General features: G+C 63.6%; 16 protein-coding genes, 1 other RNA gene and 3 pseudogenes. 3 read left to right on the forward strand and 17 right to left on the reverse strand.

What is annotated here, in order from left to right; genetic code table 11:
* From IVA91_RS03695 to IVA91_RS03710, 4 genes and pseudogenes are all read right to left on the reverse strand, one after another.
* Positions 1–133 (reverse strand): TetR family transcriptional regulator (locus tag IVA91_RS03695; RefSeq protein WP_247458339.1); only part of this gene is annotated, 133 nt, incomplete at its 3' end.
* A 46-nt stretch (positions 134–179) separates the two neighbouring features.
* A pseudogene (locus tag IVA91_RS03700) lies at positions 180–1340 on the reverse strand (DUF993 family protein).
* A 226-nt stretch (positions 1341–1566) separates the two neighbouring features.
* Positions 1567–1695: pseudogene (locus IVA91_RS03705) on the reverse strand (gfo/Idh/MocA family oxidoreductase); the annotation flags it as partial.
* Between the two features lie 182 nt (positions 1696–1877).
* A complete protein-coding gene (locus tag IVA91_RS03710; protein WP_247278109.1) occupies positions 1878–2147 on the reverse strand; it encodes a hypothetical protein in 270 nt (89 codons plus the stop codon).
* A gap of 1144 nt (positions 2148–3291) precedes the next feature.
* Between IVA91_RS03710 and IVA91_RS03715 the strand changes: the two genes are divergently transcribed.
* Positions 3292–4995, forward strand: a complete 1704-nt coding sequence (locus IVA91_RS03715; RefSeq protein WP_247278108.1) for a recombinase family protein — start codon at positions 3292–3294, stop codon at positions 4993–4995.
* Here the strand turns inward: IVA91_RS03715 and IVA91_RS37065 are convergent.
* The 6 genes and pseudogenes from IVA91_RS37065 to IVA91_RS03745 form a co-directional block, all read right to left on the reverse strand.
* A pseudogene (locus IVA91_RS37065) lies at positions 4977–5057 on the reverse strand (acyl-CoA thioester hydrolase); the annotation flags it as partial. The gene IVA91_RS03715 and the pseudogene IVA91_RS37065 overlap by 19 nt on opposite strands.
* A gap of 69 nt (positions 5058–5126) precedes the next feature.
* A complete protein-coding gene (locus tag IVA91_RS03725; RefSeq protein ID WP_247278107.1) occupies positions 5127–6050 on the reverse strand; it encodes a metallophosphoesterase in 924 nt (307 codons plus the stop codon).
* A gap of 149 nt (positions 6051–6199) precedes the next feature.
* Complete coding sequence (gene ruvB / locus IVA91_RS03730) at positions 6200–7231, reverse strand: Holliday junction branch migration DNA helicase RuvB (protein WP_247278114.1); 1032 nt, start codon at positions 7229–7231, stop codon at positions 6200–6202.
* 20 nt (positions 7232–7251) lie between these two features.
* A complete protein-coding gene (gene ruvA, locus IVA91_RS03735) occupies positions 7252–7869 on the reverse strand; it encodes a Holliday junction branch migration protein RuvA (protein WP_247278106.1) in 618 nt (205 codons plus the stop codon).
* On the reverse strand, positions 7866–8393 hold the full coding sequence (gene ruvC, locus IVA91_RS03740; protein WP_247278105.1) for a crossover junction endodeoxyribonuclease RuvC: 528 nt from the start codon (positions 8391–8393) through the stop codon (positions 7866–7868). Before ruvC ends, ruvA begins: the two co-directional genes overlap by 4 nt.
* A gap of 223 nt (positions 8394–8616) precedes the next feature.
* A complete protein-coding gene (locus tag IVA91_RS03745; RefSeq protein WP_247278104.1) occupies positions 8617–9363 on the reverse strand; it encodes a YebC/PmpR family DNA-binding transcriptional regulator in 747 nt (248 codons plus the stop codon).
* Positions 9364–9584: 221 nt separating this feature from the next.
* On the opposite strand from IVA91_RS03745, the gene IVA91_RS03750 reads away from it, so the two are divergent.
* Together IVA91_RS03750 and IVA91_RS03755 are read left to right on the forward strand one after the other, a co-directional pair.
* Positions 9585–11333, forward strand: coding sequence for a methyl-accepting chemotaxis protein (locus tag IVA91_RS03750; RefSeq protein ID WP_247278103.1), 1749 nt, complete (start codon positions 9585–9587; stop codon positions 11331–11333).
* A gap of 107 nt (positions 11334–11440) precedes the next feature.
* Positions 11441–12865 (forward strand): methyl-accepting chemotaxis protein, encoded by a 1425-nt coding sequence (locus IVA91_RS03755; RefSeq protein ID WP_247278102.1) that lies wholly within the window; start codon positions 11441–11443, stop codon positions 12863–12865.
* Between the two features lie 349 nt (positions 12866–13214).
* Here IVA91_RS03755 and IVA91_RS03760 read toward each other — a convergent pair whose 3' ends face one another.
* The 7 genes from IVA91_RS03760 to IVA91_RS03790 form a co-directional block, all read right to left on the reverse strand.
* Entirely contained in the window at positions 13215–13778 is a 564-nt protein-coding gene (locus IVA91_RS03760) for a hypothetical protein (protein WP_247278101.1), read from the reverse strand.
* A gap of 22 nt (positions 13779–13800) precedes the next feature.
* The gene (locus tag IVA91_RS03765) at positions 13801–15402 is read right to left on the reverse strand and encodes a hypothetical protein (protein WP_247278100.1); all 1602 of its coding nucleotides are present in this window, start codon (positions 15400–15402) and stop codon (positions 13801–13803) included.
* Between the two features lie 515 nt (positions 15403–15917).
* A complete protein-coding gene (locus tag IVA91_RS03770; protein ID WP_247278099.1) occupies positions 15918–16742 on the reverse strand; it encodes a TIGR00282 family metallophosphoesterase in 825 nt (274 codons plus the stop codon).
* Positions 16720–17316 (reverse strand): 5-formyltetrahydrofolate cyclo-ligase, encoded by a 597-nt coding sequence (locus IVA91_RS03775; protein WP_247278098.1) that lies wholly within the window; start codon positions 17314–17316, stop codon positions 16720–16722. The genes IVA91_RS03770 and IVA91_RS03775 overlap by 23 nt, the downstream gene beginning before the upstream one ends.
* A 203-nt stretch (positions 17317–17519) precedes the next feature.
* A non-coding RNA gene (gene ssrS / locus IVA91_RS03780) (6S RNA) lies at positions 17520–17680 on the reverse strand.
* 256 nt (positions 17681–17936) lie between these two features.
* Complete coding sequence (locus tag IVA91_RS03785; protein WP_247278097.1) at positions 17937–18320, reverse strand: cell division protein ZapA; 384 nt, start codon at positions 18318–18320, stop codon at positions 17937–17939.
* Positions 18317–18607, reverse strand: a complete 291-nt coding sequence (locus tag IVA91_RS03790) for a DUF4164 domain-containing protein (RefSeq protein WP_008546526.1) — start codon at positions 18605–18607, stop codon at positions 18317–18319. The genes IVA91_RS03785 and IVA91_RS03790 overlap by 4 nt, the downstream gene beginning before the upstream one ends.
* Between the last annotated feature and the right edge of the window lie 306 nt (positions 18608–18913).

Below are 18913 nucleotides of genomic sequence, written 5' to 3' on the forward strand. Positions count from 1 at the left end.
GCTTGAACAGCAGCGCCTCGGAAATAGCAGCGGCGGCCGCCACGCTCTTGGTCGTGGTGCCGTTATAGCCGTGTCGGGCAAAGCAACGTTTCGCGGCACGGAGGATCAATTGACGCCTCAGGTCGCTCGTCATACGCAATGAGCTCATGTGAGTGAGCAAGCACTCACCCGCGCTAAAGTCAAGCTAATTGGTGCGACGCAACCTTTGAGACTATCAAAAGGTATCCTGGGGTTCTAAATCGGCCGGAAGCCGAGATCGCCGCGAATCCGGTTGATGATGTAAGTCCCGTCCCGGCTGGGCTCCGCTCAAGGCTAGCGCTGTCAATCTGAACATTGGCAAACCTGAACATTGGCAAACCTGAGCGCGCGCTCTCCTGGCCCCCGACCGTGGTGAAATGGTCCTGGTGGCCCTTGAGATAGGCCATGAATACGACGCCGGTCTTGTAGAAGCGCGTCGGCGCCTTGAAGATGTGGCGCGACAGCGGCACCGTCGGCCCGAGCACGTCGTGCCGACCTCGTCGCCGGCGGCCAATCGCGACAGCGCGTAGGACGCCGCCGGTGCAATAGCGTCGAAGATGCCGAGCAGCGCGTGCGAGAAACCCCGCTCATCCCGGCGATCAGCTCCGCATATTGAGGTCGTCGCCGGTGTACATCTTGATGCGCCTGTCGAGGCGCCGTCGCATGTCGATCTCGCGCTGCTTGTCAAGCAGCGAGACCTTGACACCATCGACCTTGGCGGCGTTGCCGTTGATGATGGCAACGGCGGTGTCCATCGCCTCGTCGAGATCTTGTGCCCAGTATCCCGTCAATGCGGGATCGAACATGCCGCCGAGCCAGTGGATGATCACGCGCTCTCGAACCTGCGGCAGCACGAGGTCATATACCTTGGCGTAGTCGTCGGCGTCCGGCCGAGTTTTTGCGAGCGCGCGATGCCATCAGAATGATGCGGCCGCCGACCTTCTCGACCGCGGAGATCTGCTCCTCATAGGCGCGGATCACGTCGTCGATGGTCTTGGCATCCTCCAGGCAAGACGATCGGTGCCGGCGCCCGAAAACACCAGCGCATTGCGCCGCTTCGCGGCAGACACCGAGCGCGTGATCAGCTCCAGCGAGGTCGGCCAGTCCAGGCCCATGCCGCGCTGCGCGCTGTCCATGGCCTCGGCGACACCAAGCCCGAGATCCCAGACGTGCTCGCGGAACGCGATGGTCTTGTCCCAATCGACCGCGACCGAGAGCCAGGGATCGTTGTCGCAAAGGCATCGGCGACAATGTGCACGGCCGAGAACGCGATGCAGTTGAGCGGACCTTCGAGCTTTGCGGGGAATTCTCGGTCGAACGATCGGCTTTCGGCAGCTTGAGCGACAATGAGGACATCGGCTGGACGGGCCTGTTCATGATTTCGGACCTCTCCCCGTCATTGCGAGGAGCCACCCGGTCCGGCCTTCGGCCGGCCGGACCTAAACTCCGCGACCAAGCAATCCAGACTGTCTCCGCGGAGGCATTCTGGATTGCTTCGCTTCGCTCGCAATGACGGCTCAACAGACATCGACACTTGTGCAATAGACCTCAGGCCTTGATCGGGGCGACGTCGATCCAGCGCCGCTCCTTCCAGCTCTTGAGTGCGGATTCGGCGAGCTGCACACGTTTGACGCCTTCGAGCAGCGTGAACTTGTAGGGCTCATCCTCGTAGACGTGATGATCCTTGCGCGCGATGTCACGCTCGCACAGCAGGATCAGCGTCTCACGCGCCGACAGGTTCGCGCGCGCCGCCTCCTCGAGCAGGTTGTCGAGCTGGTCGCGGATGCCGGAGAGCTGCAACACCAGCATGGCCTCGAGCCGATCGATTGGCGCTTCGGTAGCTTTCTTTGTACGCGCCATCAGAAGCTCCCTCCGATCGCTGCTTCGTATTCGGCAAGAGGACGCAACAACGAGGGCAGTGAAGGCGCCGGCACTGTCGGTGTCGCGATTGCCGGTCGGCAGAAGGCGCCAGTGCGACCGGCAACCCCGTCGAGGTGGGCGGAATCGATGATCCGCAGCCGGCGACCTTCCGATTGCTTATGGACCGCAACCTCGCGCATGCCGTGGCGGATGCGCACGTCGCCGGCCGCAACCGTCACCGCCACGCGCTCGCCGATCGATCTTTTCAAGCGAGGTCTGATGCTTTGGCATCGCGGTCTCCGTTCCCGCAAAACATGGACGCATAAGCCCGACAACATTCATTAAAAATAGGAAGAAACATAATTTACACCGCTCCGACGCACCGGGGCGGCTATGCTAACGCCTGGACGGAGCGAGGTTCCCGTTGCGGGCTGGCTGATTCCTCGTGGAAAACGGCGAACCGTATCTGCCCAACCCGATCTTAGCCGAGACGGCAGACTCGGCGGCGTGCACCTCCCACCACAGGCCAGCGGTTCGCGTATCTCGCCAGCGCTGGTGAGGCGCCACTGGGCATCATCCGACGGTGTCTCGCCAGCCGACATGGAGGAAATCCATGAGGATCCAGACGCCGGACGGACCTGGGCAGCGGGTTCAATTTTGAACTCCTTGGATATCGGAGCGGGAGCACTCTATCAGAACTATGCGTTTCTCTGACAGTGCTTTTCGACGCGCGATTACGGAGCTCACGCAGACGCGAATGCTTGCTCTGGGAGGCTCGACGCAAGGGGGGTGATCGAACCAGCGGAATAAGAAAGACCCAATCAGCGACGGCTCCTTGGGGGCGGACCACCGCGTCTGGGCTGTGCGCTACAATTCGCCGCCAGCGGCCAAATTTTATTGATGGACGAGCCGGCGCTCCGCGGCAGCCACTACACATCTGCACGAGAAGCCGCGTGAACCGAGAACGGGTCCGCTATGCACCGGCCCCAGCAACAGACTTACGCCGCCGTCACCCGTAAGTATTTTTACTCCGCTTTGCTTAGCACATCTGCTCTCGACTACGCGCCTCATCGCCAGGAATGCCCTCACGCGCGCCGCGGCACTTCAAGAAATTCATTTTCATTCGACGCTGCCGAGGTCAGCATGAGCGAAGCGTTGCGAGTAATCGCTGCGGCTTGGCTGTAGCGCGGCGCAGAAATTTACGCTAGCTTCTGCTTGCGAGTTTGCAAATGCGTGCCCGCATCCGATCTCTCCGAAGACAACGAGCGACCATTCGACCGCTTGCCCCCTCCCATCGTCAGAGCTGGGATAATCCGGACAATGACGAAATCTGGTTTGAGTTGGCGCGTGCTATCGGACGTCAGCTCGCACGGGATGAACATCACGGTTCGGGGCAGCCGATAGAGGACCGGCATGACGACAGCGTCATCGAAGAAAACGGCCGTACTATACGCCCGTTATTCCAGCGACATGCAAAAGGCGACCTCGATTGACGGTCAGCTATTGCTCTGCCGGAAGGTCGCATTGCGCAACAACCTCGATGTCATCGGCGAGTTTGTGGATGCCGCAAAATCTGGTCTTACCGAAGGTGCGAGGGACGGCTATCAACGTTTGCTCAACGGGGTGCGAAACCAGGACTTTGACGTGGTCGTGGTTGAACATTTCGACCGCTTGTCGCGTGATCCCGCAACCATCCAGCGTCTCAAGCAGGTTTTCGAGTTCAATGGCGTCGAGCTGATGGATCAGAAAGGGGTCTATGCGACCGCCACTGACATCAGCATTGCAAGTCTCTACAACACGATTTACAAGCCGCAGCTCGCCGAAAAGGTTCGGCGCGGCCATGACAACGCTGTTGCCAACGGAAGAATTCCTGGCTCATACGCCTATGGTTATCGACCGAGGCCGGGCGCGCCGGGCGAACGCGTGATCGATGAGAACGAAGCAAAGATTGTGCTCCGCATCTTCACCGAATATGCAGCGGGCCGCTCGACCCGAACTATCGCCGCTGATCTCACCCGCGAAGGCGTGCCCTCACCCGGTGCAACTCGTCACAAGAACAAGGCTGGTCGTACCACCTGGAATCATCAGTGCATCACAGGCGGTCGGCATGGTCGCGGCATTATCGGCAACGATCTATATATCGGCGAGATACATTGGAACGTTCGCTCGACAATTCTCAACCCGGAGACCCAGAAGAAACAGAAGCGCCGCAATCCAGAAGAGCGCCACATCATAGTCAAAAAGCCGGAGCTACGGATCGTTCCGCAAGTGCTCTGGAATCGAGCGCAGGAGGTTCGTAGCGCGCGCGCCGTATCTATGTTCGGACCGACTGGCAAGCCGCGGCGTCGCGCCGTGATCCCGCGCAACAATGAGCACCCGCTTGCCGGTGTGCTCCGGTGCGGCGTCTGCAATGGCCACATGCGAATCGCTCAATCCTCGCGTAACGGTGCACCGCGCGCGGCATGCGCGAGCGCGCATCAGCGGGGCACCTGCGAGCACACCCGCAGCTTCGACATGGACGTTCTGCTCGAGGATGCCTCCGACAAAATCCAACTGAAATTGCTTTCGCCGAAAGCCATTGAAGAGGCGATGTGTGCCTGGAAGGAGGAGCGCAAAAACGATCGGAACAAGGGCAGCGAACACGCTAAGCTAGAGCGTCGACGCCGCGTGTTGACTACCGAGATCGAACGCCTGTCATATGCCATCGCAAATAGCCGTCGGAAGCCGGACGAGTTGCTCAAGCGGATCGATGAGTGCGACGTGGAGCGGGAAAGCGTTGAAGAGCGCTTGCGGCTGCTGGGCGGTGGCGGCGAAAATGTCATCGGCTTCGATCACTCGAAATTCAGTGACGGATACCGTTCGGAGGTTAGAAGGCTGGTCACCGCGCTCAAGACGAATCCGAAGGCGATCGAAACTCGCGTCGCGTTCCGCAACTTGATTGAATGCATAGTAGTGCATCCGGTTCCCAAGCGGATGCCCTACGAATATACCCCCTACCTGAACAGCTCCGCGCTTTACGGCAAGAAGCTTTTCCCTGAAAACCGTAGCAAGGAGCGAGAAATCAGCACGTTTGCCTACTACGACAATGGCAAGTCAGGGAAATCCGTGTCCTCGTAATAGACGCGGACCTGCATGTGGTGGCGGCCGTCGCGGATCTCGCCGTCGAGATGAGCTGTCACGTCGCGAGCCTCTTGGCTTGTCGATAACCAGCCCGTTTTGCGCAAAAACCGCCGGCCGCGCAAGCCGAGCTAGGATACAACCGGCCGCCTCGTCCCACCCAGCGTCACCTCGACGATCTCAGGCGGCACGCCGACGCGGAGCGGCATGATGCTGCAACCGAGGCCGCCGGAGATGATCACGTCGCATTTCAGTCGGACATGGCCATAGGCGAGCCGTATGCCATGCTGCGGCGGGACCGCCGGCGACCAGCCAAGCAGGCGCACCTGACCGCCATGGGTATGGCCGGACAGTTGCAGCGCGACGCGCGCCGGGACGCGCGGCGCGATGTTAGGCTCATGCGCGAGCAGGATGATCGGCGCGTCATCCGTGACCTTGGCGAGCGTGGCGTTGAGATCGTCGGCACCGAAGTGCACCATGCTGCGGAAGCGTCGCGCCGGCAGGAAGGCGAGCTGATCGCCGAGACCCGCAAGCCAGAACGGGCGGCCGTCCTTGGTGAGACGCACGACATCGTTCTCGTAGACGGGTATACCGGCCGCTTCCAGCGCCCGATGCGCGATGGTTGGGCCATACCCGGCCCGTTGCACGGTCTTGTCGTCCCAATAATCGTGGTTGCCCATGACGGCGTGAACGCCGAGCGGCGCCCTGAGGCCGCCCAGCACTCTGGCCCATTCGCTCGACGGGATGGTACGGGTGACCTGGTGCAGGCCGGCGACATAGTCGCCGAGCAGCACGATGAGGTCGGCATTCAGCGCGTTGGTGCGGTCGACGATGGCCTCGATCCGCTCCAGCGGCATCCAGGGATCGCAGGCATGGATGTCGGCGATGACGGCGATTTTCAGCGGAAGATCCGTCGGCCATTGCCGCGGCGTCGGATGATAGCGGGTAACGCGGAGCCGCAGCATCGGCTCGACGCCGACACCGTAGGCCGCGGTCGAGGCGCCGAGGGCGGACAGGGCGCCGATGGAACGGATGAAATGACGGCGAGTGATCATGGACGCTCGATGGTGATGCTGGTTCTCGATGCGACCCGATTGGAGCGGAATTGGGGTGCGCTCGTGCAGACCGTCTGCATCTCCGTGCAGGGACCTGCACAAGATTACCGGAAATTCATGAGAACTGGAGCACTTTGCACTTGCGCAAATCAGTCGTCGCTCTCGTCCGAGCCGAACAGGCCGAACTGGGCCGCGTCGCGCGAGGGCTCGGCGAGACCGAGATGACGGAAGGCGTGCGAGGTGAGCAGGCGGCCGCGCGGGGTGCGCTGGAGATAGCCGCACTGGATCAGATAGGGCTCGATGATGTCCTCGATCGCATCGCGCGGCTCGGACAAAGCGGCGGCCATGGTCTCGACGCCGACCGGGCCGCCGCCATAGTTCTGCGCGATGGTCGTGAGGTAGCGGCGGTCCATGGCATCGAGGCCTGCGGCATCGACCTCGAGCGCGCTGAGTGCGTGGTCGGCGATCTTGCGGTCGATCTTGTCGGCATCGGCCGCCGAGGCGAAGTCGCGGACCCGGCGGAGCAGACGGCCCGCGATGCGCGGTGTGCCGCGGGCGCGGCGCGCGATCTCGTTGGCGCCATCGGCGGTCATGCCGACATTGAGCACGCGCGCGCCGCGGCTGACGATGCTTTCCAGTTCTTCAATGGTGTAGAAATTGAGCCGCACCGGAATGCCGAAGCGGTCGCGCAGCGGATTGGTCAGCAGGCCAGCGCGCGTGGTAGCGCCGACGAGGGTGAATTTCGACAGCTCGATCTTCACCGAGCGCGCCGCCGGGCCCTCGCCGATGATGAGGTCGAGCTGAAAGTCCTCCATCGCGGGATAGAGCACCTCTTCCACCGCCGGACTGAGGCGATGGATTTCGTCGATGAAGAGCACGTCGCGCTCTTCGAGGTTGGTGAGGAGAGCGGCGAGATCGCCGGCCTTGGCGATCACCGGCCCCGATGTGGCACGAAAGCCGACGCCCAGCTCCTTCGCCACGATCTGCGCCAGCGTGGTCTTGCCGAGACCCGGGGGACCCACGAACAGCACGTGATCCAGCGCCTCGCCGCGCTTGCGCGCCGCCTCGATGAAGATCGAGAGGTTCTTGCGCGCCTGCTGCTGGCCGACGAAGTCGGACAGCGATTGCGGGCGCAGCGCGGTGTCGCCGACATCATCGCTGCGGCGCTCGGGCGAGACCATGCGATTGGCCTTGGGATCGCTCACTTCGCGAGTTCCTTCAGGCCGAGGCGGATGAGCTGCGCGGTCTCGGCATTCTCGCCCGCACTACGCGAAGCCGACGCAATCGCCGCGGCGGCCTGCGGTTGGCCGTAGCCGAGATTGACCAGTGCGGAGATCGCATCCGCCACGGGGCGCGGCGCGCGCTGGTCGTCGACGGCGCCGGCGAGATGCACCACGGCCGGATCGACATTGGCAAAGGCCGGCGCCTTGTCCTTCAGTTCGGTGACGATGCGCTCGGCGACCTTGGGGCCGACGCCGGGCGTGCGCGCGACCGCCGCCTTGTCGCGGAGCGCGATGGCATTGGCGAGGTCAGCCGGCGACAAGGTGCCGAGCACGGCGAGCGCGACCTTGGCGCCGACGCCCTGCACGGTCTGGAGCAGGCGAAACCATTCACGCTCCTGGTCAGTGCGAAAGCCGAACAGTTTGATCTGGTCCTCGCGGACATAAGTCTCGATCGACAGCACGGCCGCTTCGCCCGGCGACGGCAGATGCTGCAACGTGCGTGACGAGCAATGCACCTGATAGCCAACGCCGCCGACGTCGAGGATGACGAAATCCTCGCCGTAAGTATCGATCAGCCCCTTGAGCTTGCCGATCATATCCCCACGACCTTCAGCCTGAGCGCGGTGCTCTGGCGGTGATGAGCGTGGGTGATGGCGATGGCGAGCGCGTCGGCGGCATCCGCCGACGGCGGCTCGGCCTTGGGCAGCAAAATCTTGAGCATCATCGCGATCTGTTGCTTGTCGGCGTGACCGGCGCCGACCACCGTCTTCTTGACCTGGTTCGGCGCATATTCGGCGACAACGATGCCGAACATTGCGGGCGCCAGCATGGCAACGCCGCGGGCCTGGCCGAGCTTCAGTGTCGCAACGCCGTCCTTGTTGACAAAGGTCTGCTCGACCGCGGCTTCCATCGGCCGGTGATCGGACAGAACGGCCGCGAGCCCCTCATGGATCGCAAGCAGCCGGCTCGCCAACGGCAAGTCGTCCGGCGGTTCCACCGAGCCGCAGGCGACGTAGATCAGACGGTTGCCCTCAGCCTCGATCACGCCCCAGCCGGTGCGGCGCAGGCCGGGGTCGATGCCGATGATGCGAACGGGGCCGCGAATCGGGAGCGCAGTCATGGGCCAGTGATAGCGGCTGGCCGCCCGAAGCGAAACAGAAACAGAACGGAAGTAACAGGGGAAGTGGGATACCGCGGGGCGCACCGCCGCTCAGCACACATTCCGGTGTCATACCCGCGAAGGCGGGTATCCAGTATGCCGCGGCTTATCGGTATTGTTCGAACGTCTCTGGAATACTGGGTCGCCCGGTCAAGCCGGGCGACGACAGCGGAGGGTTGAGGGCCTAGCCGCCCATCTTCGCCATCAGCGCGTCCGACACCTCGAAATTGGCGTAGACGTTCTGGACGTCGTCGTGCTCATTCAGCATGTCCATCAATTTGAGCAGCTTCTCGCCGGTCTCGTCGTCGACCGACACCGTGTTCTGCGGCTTCCAGATCAGCGCGGCCTTGCGCGGCTCACCGAACTTGGCTTCCAGCGCCTTGGCGACGTCGCGATAGCTTTCGGTCGAGGCGTAGATCTCGTGTCCGCCCTCGCCGGAGATCACGTCGTCGGCGCCGGCCTCGATTGCCGCGTCCAGCACGGCATCGTCAGACGCGACGCTGCGATCGTATTCGATGATGCCGGTACGGTCGAACATGAAGGAGACCGAGCCGGTTTCGCCGAGATTGCCGCCGGACTTGGTGAAGAAGGAGCGGATATCGGACGCGGCGCGGTTGCGGTTGTCAGTCAGCGCCTCGACGATGACGGCGACGCCGCCGGGGCCGTAGCCCTCGTAGCGGATCTCGTCATAATTCTCGCCCTCGCTGCCGAGCGCCTTCTTGATGGCGCGCTCGATATTGTCCTTCGGCATGTTCTCCTGGCGCGCGGCGATCACGGCGGCGCGCAGGCGCGGGTTCATGGCGGGGTCGGGTGTACCCAGCTTGGCCGCGACGGTGATTTCCCGCGCCAGCTTGCCGAACAGCTTCGACTTCTGGGCATCCTGCCGCCCCTTGCGGTGCATGATGTTCTTGAATTGGGAATGTCCGGCCATGCGTGGTCTCTTGAAGGGTCTTGGGATCGTTCGCCGATGGGTGGGAGGCGCGGCCTTATAGGCCGCCAACCCACCGGAATCAAAGGGATCTGCTGCTCTAAGGTAGCACTGTAAAGGTAGCCGCCGTAATGGCCTCTGCCTAGGTCTCAGGCATCGTTAACCCTGACTTCATTTCAGCCTGCGAAAATAGCGTCCGACCGTCCCCCGACCAGAGAGACCCGATGGCGTTCGGACTATTTCGGAAGCGTCTGCCGGACATGGCTGCGCCTGCGGCAGCCCCGCAGGCTGCGCAACCGGTGGCTCATTCCGAGCCCGCCGGGACCGCCGATGGCGACTCGGCCCGCGAGATCCTGGAACTGCTGGAACTCGAGCTCGGCGCGATGATCCGGCAGCTCGAGCGCGCCGCCAATTCGGTGGCCGGCGGCGCCGAGGCGACCGCGGCAACCCTTGCCGCCATTCGCGACCGCACCGACGCCCTGACCGGCCGCACCAACGCGGCGCAATCGACCGCCTCGACCTTCGCCCATGCCGCCGACAAGTTCACGCAGTCCGCACTGGGAATCGGAGCGCAGGTTCGCGAGGCAGGCAAGCTCGCCGACGAGGCCAGCGCCGCCGCGCAGGAAGCCCGCGCCAATGTCGATCGCCTGCGCGAGTCCTCCGCCGCCATCGGCAATGTCGTCAATCTGATCGCGCAGATCGCACGGCAGACGACGCTGCTCGCGCTCAACTCGACCATCGAGGCCGCGCGCGCCGGCGCGGCCGGCAAAGGCTTTGCAGTTGTCGCGACGGAAGTGAAGGCGCTCGCAGTGCAGACCCAGGGCGCGACCGAAGAGATCACCAAAAAGATCGATGCACTCCAGCGCGACGCCGCCGGCTCTGCGGATGCCGTGCACCGCATCTCGCAGGCGATCGAGGCGATCCGCCCGGTGTTCGAGACCGTCAACGGCGCCGTCGCCGAGCAGAACGCCACCACCAGCGAAGTCTCCGGCAACGCTGCCAGCGCCTCAGACTTCATCGTCTCGGTCGGCGAGAGCGCGGCCGAGATCGATGCAGCCACCAAAGCGGCCGAGACCCATGGCGAGAACGTCGCCAGCGCCGGCCGCGCCGTTACTACCTTCGCGCAAAAGCTGAAGTCGCGTTGCGCCGTGCTGCTCCGCCAGAGCGAGCACGATGACCGCCGCAAGACCGAGCGCTTGCCCTGCCATCTCAAGTTCGAAACCGCGCGCGGCGTGATGCCAGTCTACGAGATCGCGATGGACGGCGTGCTGATCGGCGGCGCGGACGCAGGCCGGCTTGCGCCGCAAGCGCTGGTCGAAGGCACCCTCGAGAACGTCGGCGCCTGCCGCCTGCGCGTGGTCGAGCAATCCAAAGCCGGCGCCCGCGCGCAATTCGTCGGCCCCAATGCCGAGCTCCGCGAGAAGATCGAGGACAGGCTGTGGTCGATCCATGAGGAGAACACGGAGTTCGTCACCCGTGCCATGGAAGCCGGCAACGCCCTGACGAAGATATTCGAGCAGGCGGTCGCGCGCGGCGAGGTCAAGATCGACGACCTTTTCGACACCGACTATGTAGAAATTGCGGGCACCGATCCGCAGCAATATCGCACAAGTTATCTGGACTGGGCCGACCGCGCGCTACCGCCGTTCCAGGAGGCATTCCTGGCAAAGGACCAGCGCATGGCGTTCTGCGCCATGGTTGATCGCAACGGCTTCCTGCCGGTGCACAACAAGATCTATTCGCATCCGCAGCGGCCGGGCGAGGTGGCCTGGAACACTGCCAACAGCCGCAACCGGCGGATATTCAACGATCCGGCGGGGCTCGCCGCCGCGCGCAACCTGCGCTCGTACCTGGTCCAGAGCTATGCGCGCGACATGGGCAACGGAAACACCGTGATGATGCGGGAGATCGACGTCCCCATCCGGGTGCAGGGCCGGCACTGGGGCGGATTCAGGACGGCCTACAAATTGTAGTGCACACTCAGGCAAGACGGCAGGCGCGAATCATCCTTTAAAGCTGAAGCTGGAATGGGAATGCCGCCGTGAGCCGGCGAACGGCTCTCCTTGAGGACTCATCGCACATGTCCGCCGTACAACTTGCAGTCATGGACACCGGCTCCAACCGGACGCTGGCCGAACGGCTCATCGACCAACTCGCCGATCGCATCGGCGGCCTCGGCGTGGAACTCGCCGACATCGCCGGCAATGTCCAGGAAGTCGCAAGCCGCGTCGCCAACCAGTCGGAACGGTTTCACCACCTCCAGAAGACGGCCGAGACGATGGTCTCGGCCAACCACGAAATCGCCAACGCATCTCAGGCAGTGCAAACGACGTCGTCCGCCGCGGCCGACGAGATCGCGCAGTCGCGCAGCGCAGTCGATACCGCCGTCAGCCACATCTCCGAGCTCGTCGCCGCGGTGGAGCGGATCGAGGCGCGATTGAGCGCCGTCGGCTCGGCGCTGGCCCAGGTCGCAAAGGTCTCCGGCTCGATCGAGGCGATCGCCAAGCAGACCAATCTGCTCGCGCTGAACGCAACGATCGAAGCCGCGCGCGCCGGCAATGCCGGCCGCGGCTTCGCCGTGGTCGCGAGCGAGGTGAAGAACCTCGCCGAAGCCACTCGCCAGGCCACACATCAGATCTCCGACACCGTGCGCGATCTCGACGGCCAGATCGAAGGCCTAATCGGCGAGAGCAGCGACGCTTCGCAGCGTGCCAAGACTGCCGGCGAAGGCGCCCAGCAGATCTCCAGCATCATCTCGCGCGTCCAGCAGGGTTTCGCCTCAGTGGAGGCGGAGATCGGCAGCGTCACGCGAGCTGCGACCTCCAACCTCGGGCATTGCGACACCGTGATCGGCGAGCTCAACGAGCTTGCCAAGGGCGTCGATCTGTCCTCGCGCGATCTCAGGAGTGCCGACCAACGGATCGCAAAACTGCTCGACACCTCGGAAGGCCTGATCGCGCTGATCGCCGACAGCGGCGTGGCGACGTCGGACGCGCCGCTGATCCGCGTGGTCATCGAAACCGCCAAGCGAATCTCCGCCGAGTTCGAAGCCGCGGTCGATCGCGGCGATATCACGCTCGACCAGCTCATGGACGAGAAGTACCGCGAAATTCCCGGCACCGATCCGAAACAATTCCTCACCAATTACGTCGAGTTCACCGACCGCGTCCTGCCCGCGATCCAGGATCCGATTCAGAAATCCGATCCCCGTATCGTGTTCTGCGTCGCCTGGGCGAGGGGCGGCTATCTGCCGACCCACAATCCGAACTACCGTCTGCCGCAGGGCAAGGACCCGGTCTGGAATAACGCCAATTGCCGCAACCGCCGCCTGTTCACCGATCGCGCGGTGAAGAAGGTCGCGGCCAACACCAAACCGTTCCTGCTCCAGACCTACCGCCGCGACATGGGCGGCGGGCAGTTCGTGCTGATGAAGGATCTGTCCTCGCCGATCATGGTCCGCGGCGAGCACTGGGGCGCCTTCCGGATGGGTTTTCGCCAGAGCTGAGGGCCCGCAAGGCGCCTTGCGCGACGGCACTCCGGTGCCCTCAAAACAAAAATTGAAAAACAACCCATGCACAGTAGCCGGGGCCAGCGAAATCAAAGGCTTACGCGGGCAGGCCCGAAGAAGCCGCGACGCGGTTGACGCGTCGGGCAAAACAGGGGCATAATGCGATTATTCCGAAATCGCGCATTTGCGCTTATGCTGCCTCGTGGGAGCGGGCCGCGTAGCCGGCTGCGACCCCATTCGTCTCGCGCGGAGAGCCCTGACACGCTCGCACATGACGTTAATGCTAACGTTGCGCAGGGCAAGCGGAGAAGATCCTGCAGTCAGGCGGAAGCCGAATTGCTCTGAGTTACAAGCCGAGCGCGATCTCGGCCCATTTCAACATGCGGTCGCTATTGAGGAACGCCAGCACCGCCGGTTCCAGTGACGCGGGCGCGCCCGATCCAACCAAAGCCGTGGCGGCCACCATGTCGCACCGCTGATTGAAGGCGAGTGAGAGCGCGTTGCGATTTCCCTCGACGCGATAGGGCCGGCTGCGGCCGCGCATCGGACCGACGATGATCTCTCGACCGGCACCGATCGGCGTTGCCTTGCCAATCAGCGCCAGGTCGCCCATTTTTTCGAGGTCGTCATCGTCGGCGACGCCGGTGGCGCAATTGCAAAACCCGAGCTTGGCGCGAACGTAGAGCTGGACCTCGCCGCCGCAATCCTCGGCCTTGCAGCGGAATGCCTTTCCTTTCCCCCAGGGATCTGCGCCGAAAGGCCAGTCGGTTTCTGACCACACCGGGCGGACCTCGCCGAGTGCCGCTGTAGCACGTGCCGGTTCGCCGGATCGCAATGTCCAGAGCGCAGCGACTGCGCAGAGCAGTGCTGCGGCTGCGCCGATCGCCATGAATTTGCCTGTCAGGCGCATGGAAGCTGCCACGGCACTTTTGCTAATTCTGAGCCAAGAACTTTCGTGCAGCCGCGAGGTCCTCCCGCGATGTGTCGCCATCGCGCGCCATGTCCACGACTTTCCCGTAGTACTGGCGCGCCTTCACGGCGTCGCCCGCTTTCTCGGCGGCGTGAGCGGCGCCGATCGTCGCACCAAAGCGGTTCGGCTCCTTGCGCATGGTGCTTTCGAATGCGGCCAATGCGTCCGTCGCCATGCCGCGCTCGAGCAGCATGGTCCCGTAAAGCTCGCGTGCCGGGGCAAGCGGTCCCGGCGTCACGATGGATTTTTCGGTCTTGTCTTCGGCGTCGGCGGCAAGGCGCATCGCCTCCAACGCGTCTGCCTGTTTTCCCTGGGCATTGAGCTGCCAGGCTGTGGCGACCTGCCGCTGAATGTCGACGATCTCGGCCCAATACGCATCCTTGTCCTGCTGCAGCTTGTCCCGCAGCTCCGCCAGCTTGGCGATGTCCGCCGTTGCTGCGTCTGCATTGCCGGAGCGCGCGGCGCCAAGGGCGCGGGCGAAATGGGTGATCGCATCGACATAGCCAAACCGGCTCGGCTCAACCTTCAGCGCGGCGGCGCCCTGCCAATCGCCGCGCTCGACCATATAGCGCGCCTGGCTGGCCGCTATCGCGTAGGGACCGGCGCGGACGGCCGGCGCATAGCCCGTGGTCGCAACCATGTCCGCAATGACGTCGCGAGCTCGGCTGTCCTGCGCAAGCTGGAGCAGGGCGTAGACCATATAGTCGTCGGCATGCAGCTGCTCGCTGGGGTCCTTGCCCTCCTTGGCAGCCTTGGCGGAACGGCTGTTGGCCTCGATGGATTCGTTCCAGTAGCCGACGCGTGTGAAGATGTGCGACGGCATATGCAAAGCGTGCGGCGCCGCCGGCGCGATCTCGGAATAGCGCTTGGCAGCGTCGAGACCTTGCTCGGCGATCGCCGGATAGTCGTAGAGGTGGATCAGGTAATGCGCGACGCCGGGATGCCGCGGTTGCCGCTTGAAGATCGGCTCCAGGATGGCCGCGCCCTTGAGCTGGTTAGCATAGGTCTTGTCGTTTGGTGACGCCGTCACATTCAGCGTAATGGCGTAGGCGATCTGCGCCTCGTCATCATCGGGATAGCGCGCGGCGACGGCTTCGGTTGCCTTGAGATAGGCCTGCGCGCGTTGACCAAACGTCGTCTTTTCGTCGCCCGAATAGAAGGCCAGCAGCGCATCGATATAGTCGCGTTCGCGTTCGCTCTTGGCGCCGAGTGCCTTGGCCTTCTGCAGCGCGGCGAGGCCCTCGGTGAGGTTTTCCTTCGGCGCGGGAAAATGCGGATTATACAGCAGGCTGAGGGCAATGCCCCAATAGGCGATCGCGCATTCCGGATCGGCCTGCAACGTCTCCTCGAAAATCTCTTTCGCGGGCCGGTACCAGAACGAGTGCTGATAGCGCATCCCGCGGTCAAAGCGGCGCTGCGCCAATTCGTTGCAGGACGTCTGGAAGTGAACCTTGCCAAACTGCTCGTCGGTCCCGTCCTCCGCGCGTGCGGCAGGCGTGGCAGAGATCGAGCCCAGGATAGTGAGGGTAAGAAGAGAGACGGTTCTCAAGGCGAGCGCGCGCATCGGCCCCTCCGTTTCTATTCAGAAAATTGAGTCGGATAGCGCCGATAAAGTCCGAGGCGCCGAAGTTCGCAGTGCTGAAATTGGCGATGGCAATTGCGTTGTAAGGATTTGCCCATTCGCGAGGCGTGTCAATAGGAGCGGACAAATTTGCATTAGGGAAGCACGCCTGTCAGGCTCCGTGATCGAAATCGTAAGGCGGATGGCGAAGCGTAGCCGCCATTTCACGGACGCCGATCTGCCGCCGGAATATTGGCAGACGCTCCTCGACGATCCACGCGCTGAGGCCTGGTCACTGCGGAGTCACGCTGCGGCTGAGCCAAACTCCTCAACCATTTCCCGGGCGATCTGCCAATCTGGCAGCCCACCAGCTTCGAGTTCGTGATCAACCTCAAAGTAGCGATGTCACTTGATCTTGAAGTCCCACCGGGGGACCTAGGGTGAGGTGCGCCAACGCGCCGCCATCACGAGCAGAGCAGGCTAATACGAAATGGAGCGCAAGTTTAAGTGTACACGCCCTAGCTCAACCAGAACTTCGGCGTCGTCGGCTCCAGCCTGCCTCCTAGCCGCACCGGCGAGATCCGCAGCGCGAGCCCCGTTGCATCATCGGTCTCCACTGCTACGCCGCTGAGCGTCGCCATTCCAGCGGCGGGCTCGAACCGGCCCGACGGAATCCCCGAGGTGAACCGGCGCAGCGGCTCTTCCTTCTGCATGCCGATGATCGAATCGTAATCCCCGGTCATGCCGGCATCGGTCATGTAGGCGGTGCCGCCTGACAGGATCTGATGGTCGGCGGTCGGCACATGCGTATGCGTGCCGACGACGAGGCTGGCGCGGCCGTCACAAAAGAAGCCGATGCCCTGCTTCTCGCTGCTCGCCTCGCAATGGAAGTCGACGATGATGGCATCGGCCGCGACGCCGAGCGGGCAGGCGCCGAGCTCGCGCTCCAGCGCCGCGAACGGATCGTCGAACGGGGTCATGAAGACGCGCCCCAAAGCGTTGACGACGAGCGCATGCTTGCCGTTCTTGGCCTCGACCAGCGCAGCGCCGCGGCCCGGCGTGCCGCGCGGATAGTTCGCCGGCCGCACCAGGCGCTCGGCGCGCTCGATGAAAACCAAGGCTTCACGCTGGTCCCAGGAATGATTGCCGAGCGTTACCGCGTCGGCGCCGGCATCGAGGAATTCCTGGTAGATCGCTTCCGTGATGCCGAAGCCGCCGGCGGCATTCTCGCCGTTGACGACGACCAAGTCGAGCGACCAGTCCTTGACCATGCCAGGCAGATGATCAGCAATCGCCGTGCGTCCGGCGCGGCCGACGACGTCACCCACGAAGAGAATGCGCAACTTCAGAACTCCGGAAATCGAACACGTCCGATTCCGTTAGCACATAATCCAGCGCGACGTCGTGCGATAGTGCAGGAACCGCCTCGATCTCCTGCGCCGCAAAGGCAAGCCCGATCCCGACGATATTCTTGGCTTTCCGCAAATGCGCGAAGGTGAAATCGTAATGCCCCGCACCATAGCCGATGCGATGGCCAAGACGGTCGAAGGCGGCGAGCGGCGTCAGCATGATGTCGGGGATGACTTCGCTGGCGGCCGGCGACGGCTCGGGAATGCCGAGCGGGCCGAGCATGAGGCGGTCGCTCGGATGAAAGAGACGGAAGATCAACGACTGGCCGCGCGCGGTGACGCAAGGCAGCGCCAGCTTCGCGCCTTGCTCGGCGAGCTTTCGCATGAGCGGCATCGGATCGATCTCGCTGCGGATCGGCGAATAGCCGGAGACAATGCTGCCGGGCAGCAGCTTGAACGGCAGTCCGCGCTCCGCGAGCTTCGCGGCGGCGTTGGTGCGCTTCTTCTCGCTCAGCGCGTCGCGCTTGCTGAGCGCTTTGGCGCGGAGTTCGGCTTTGGAGCTGGACATGCGCGTTTTCCCCCGAGGGCGAAGTCTTGCTCCGCCGTCATCGCCCGCGCAGGCGGGCGATCCAGTATTCCAGAGACGCCAGTGCTTGAACCTCAACGCCGCGGCGTACTGGATGCCCGGCCTGCGCGGGGCATGATACCGAGAATGACTGAACCGCAAGCGCGTCGGGGACGCAATTCGACAAACACGACCAGAAGAAACAGTGCGAAGCCGCGGACGCCGTTGAAGCACTCGATCCCGGAGTTCCCTACGAAAGTAGGTGGGCACCATATGTCCGGGCCCACGGGCCCGGCCAGGGACAGTTCCCTAAAGGATCGATAAGGCCCCGGGGATATATGGCTCCTGACGCACGTCGCAGCCTCGCTTGCGCAATGTAACAACGATATTGACGAACCGCCAGCCCGGCGAGAGTGCGGAGCTTCGGTGCAGCCACGGCGGAAGTGCGCTCCCTCCCCCGCTTGCGGGGGAGGGTTGGGGAGAGGGTGTCTCCACAGGCGAGACTCCCCAAGAGGTGAGAGCCCTCACCCGCGCCTCCGGCGCGACCTCTCCCGCAAGCGGGAGAGGTTGAGCCCGCCGCCACATCGAGAACGACAGCTCAGCGCGTCTCATCTATCGCGGCTCTAACCGATTGCGATGCCGTTGCCGACGGTCCGGTTCAGGACCTGGGTCGACTTCTCGATGCGTTCGGCGGCGGCGTTCAGCGCATTCACCACCGCGGTCTGCGTCATCCGGGCGCGCTCGACGGCGGCGTTGCGGAAATCCCTGAGCTCGATCAGCTCCTGCTCCATGGTGCGGATCCGGTTGCCGGCGTCGACCAGCTCGTCGCACACGGTCAGCGCTGCCATCACCGTGAGGCGCGCATCGCCGATCTCGCCGAACTTTCCGCGCAGGGACTGGATGCGGGTCTCCAGGCTTTCGGCGAGCTTCAGCAGCCGCACCTCCTGGCCCTCCTCGCAAGCCATGCGGTATTGCCGGCCATTGATGGTGACATTGATGTGGCTCATCCGTCCTCTCCGGTATCGAGCACCGAACGTATCGTGACGATCGCGGAATCCAGCCGGTCGGAGATCTCGCGATTGGTGCGCTCGAGCTTGCGCGCCTTCACCAGCGCACCATCGAGCTCGTCGGCGAGCCGCGAGCGGTCCGCGCCGAGCGCCTGGATTCGCGCCGCGAGCTCGTTCTCGTCGCGATCGGCATCGCGCCGCCGCTCCACCGCGCTTTCGAGTGCGTCGAGCGCCGCCGTGAGCCTGCGGGTCGCGATCTCGATCTCGACGGCGGATGATTCCGTCATGGCAGAGCTGTTGGATACGCGATCGTTCATGCAGTCAGCGGCGGAACCTACCGGCCTTTGCCCAGTGGCCTTGTTACTGGGGCTCGCCGTCCGGCAAAAGACTCGGTTCGGCAAGCGGTTAGAAGCAGAAATTTACGTGGCAAGCTAGCCAAGCGCAACGCCGCCGCGAAACTATGCACCGATAGATCGGGAGAAGGTCGTGCTGATCCGTCAGTTCTCCTGGGCCCGATCCGGGCGGAAAACCGATTTCCACACAGGCAACTTTTGCGGCCAAACCGGCGTTTGATTGCCTTGGACTCCCGGAAC

The organism is Bradyrhizobium sp. 153 (genome assembly GCF_023073835.1).
In the GTDB taxonomy this organism is placed as follows: Bacteria; Pseudomonadota; Alphaproteobacteria; order Rhizobiales; family Xanthobacteraceae; genus Bradyrhizobium.

Bases quoted from the DNA above. Each gene is read 5' to 3' on its own strand.
- IVA91_RS03715 (WP_247278108.1), top strand. From the start codon at position 3,292: ATGACGACAGCGTCATCGAAGAAAACGGCCGTACTATACGCCCGTTAT.
- IVA91_RS03725 (WP_247278107.1), bottom strand. From the start codon at position 6,050: ATGATCACTCGCCGTCATTTCATCCGTTCCATCGGCGCCCTGTCCGCC.
- ruvB (WP_247278114.1), bottom strand. From the start codon at position 7,231: ATGGTCTCGCCCGAGCGCCGCAGCGATGATGTCGGCGACACCGCGCTG.
- ruvA (WP_247278106.1), bottom strand. From the start codon at position 7,869: ATGATCGGCAAGCTCAAGGGGCTGATCGATACTTACGGCGAGGATTTC.
- ruvC (WP_247278105.1), bottom strand. From the start codon at position 8,393: ATGACTGCGCTCCCGATTCGCGGCCCCGTTCGCATCATCGGCATCGAC.
- IVA91_RS03745 (WP_247278104.1), bottom strand. From the start codon at position 9,363: ATGGCCGGACATTCCCAATTCAAGAACATCATGCACCGCAAGGGGCGG.
- IVA91_RS03750 (WP_247278103.1), top strand. From the start codon at position 9,585: ATGGCGTTCGGACTATTTCGGAAGCGTCTGCCGGACATGGCTGCGCCT.
- IVA91_RS03755 (WP_247278102.1), top strand. From the start codon at position 11,441: ATGTCCGCCGTACAACTTGCAGTCATGGACACCGGCTCCAACCGGACG.
- IVA91_RS03760 (WP_247278101.1), bottom strand. From the start codon at position 13,778: ATGCGCCTGACAGGCAAATTCATGGCGATCGGCGCAGCCGCAGCACTG.
- IVA91_RS03765 (WP_247278100.1), bottom strand. From the start codon at position 15,402: ATGCGCGCGCTCGCCTTGAGAACCGTCTCTCTTCTTACCCTCACTATC.
- IVA91_RS03775 (WP_247278098.1), bottom strand. From the start codon at position 17,316: ATGTCCAGCTCCAAAGCCGAACTCCGCGCCAAAGCGCTCAGCAAGCGC.
- IVA91_RS03785 (WP_247278097.1), bottom strand. From the start codon at position 18,320: ATGAGCCACATCAATGTCACCATCAATGGCCGGCAATACCGCATGGCT.
- IVA91_RS03790 (WP_008546526.1), bottom strand. From the start codon at position 18,607: ATGACGGAATCATCCGCCGTCGAGATCGAGATCGCGACCCGCAGGCTC.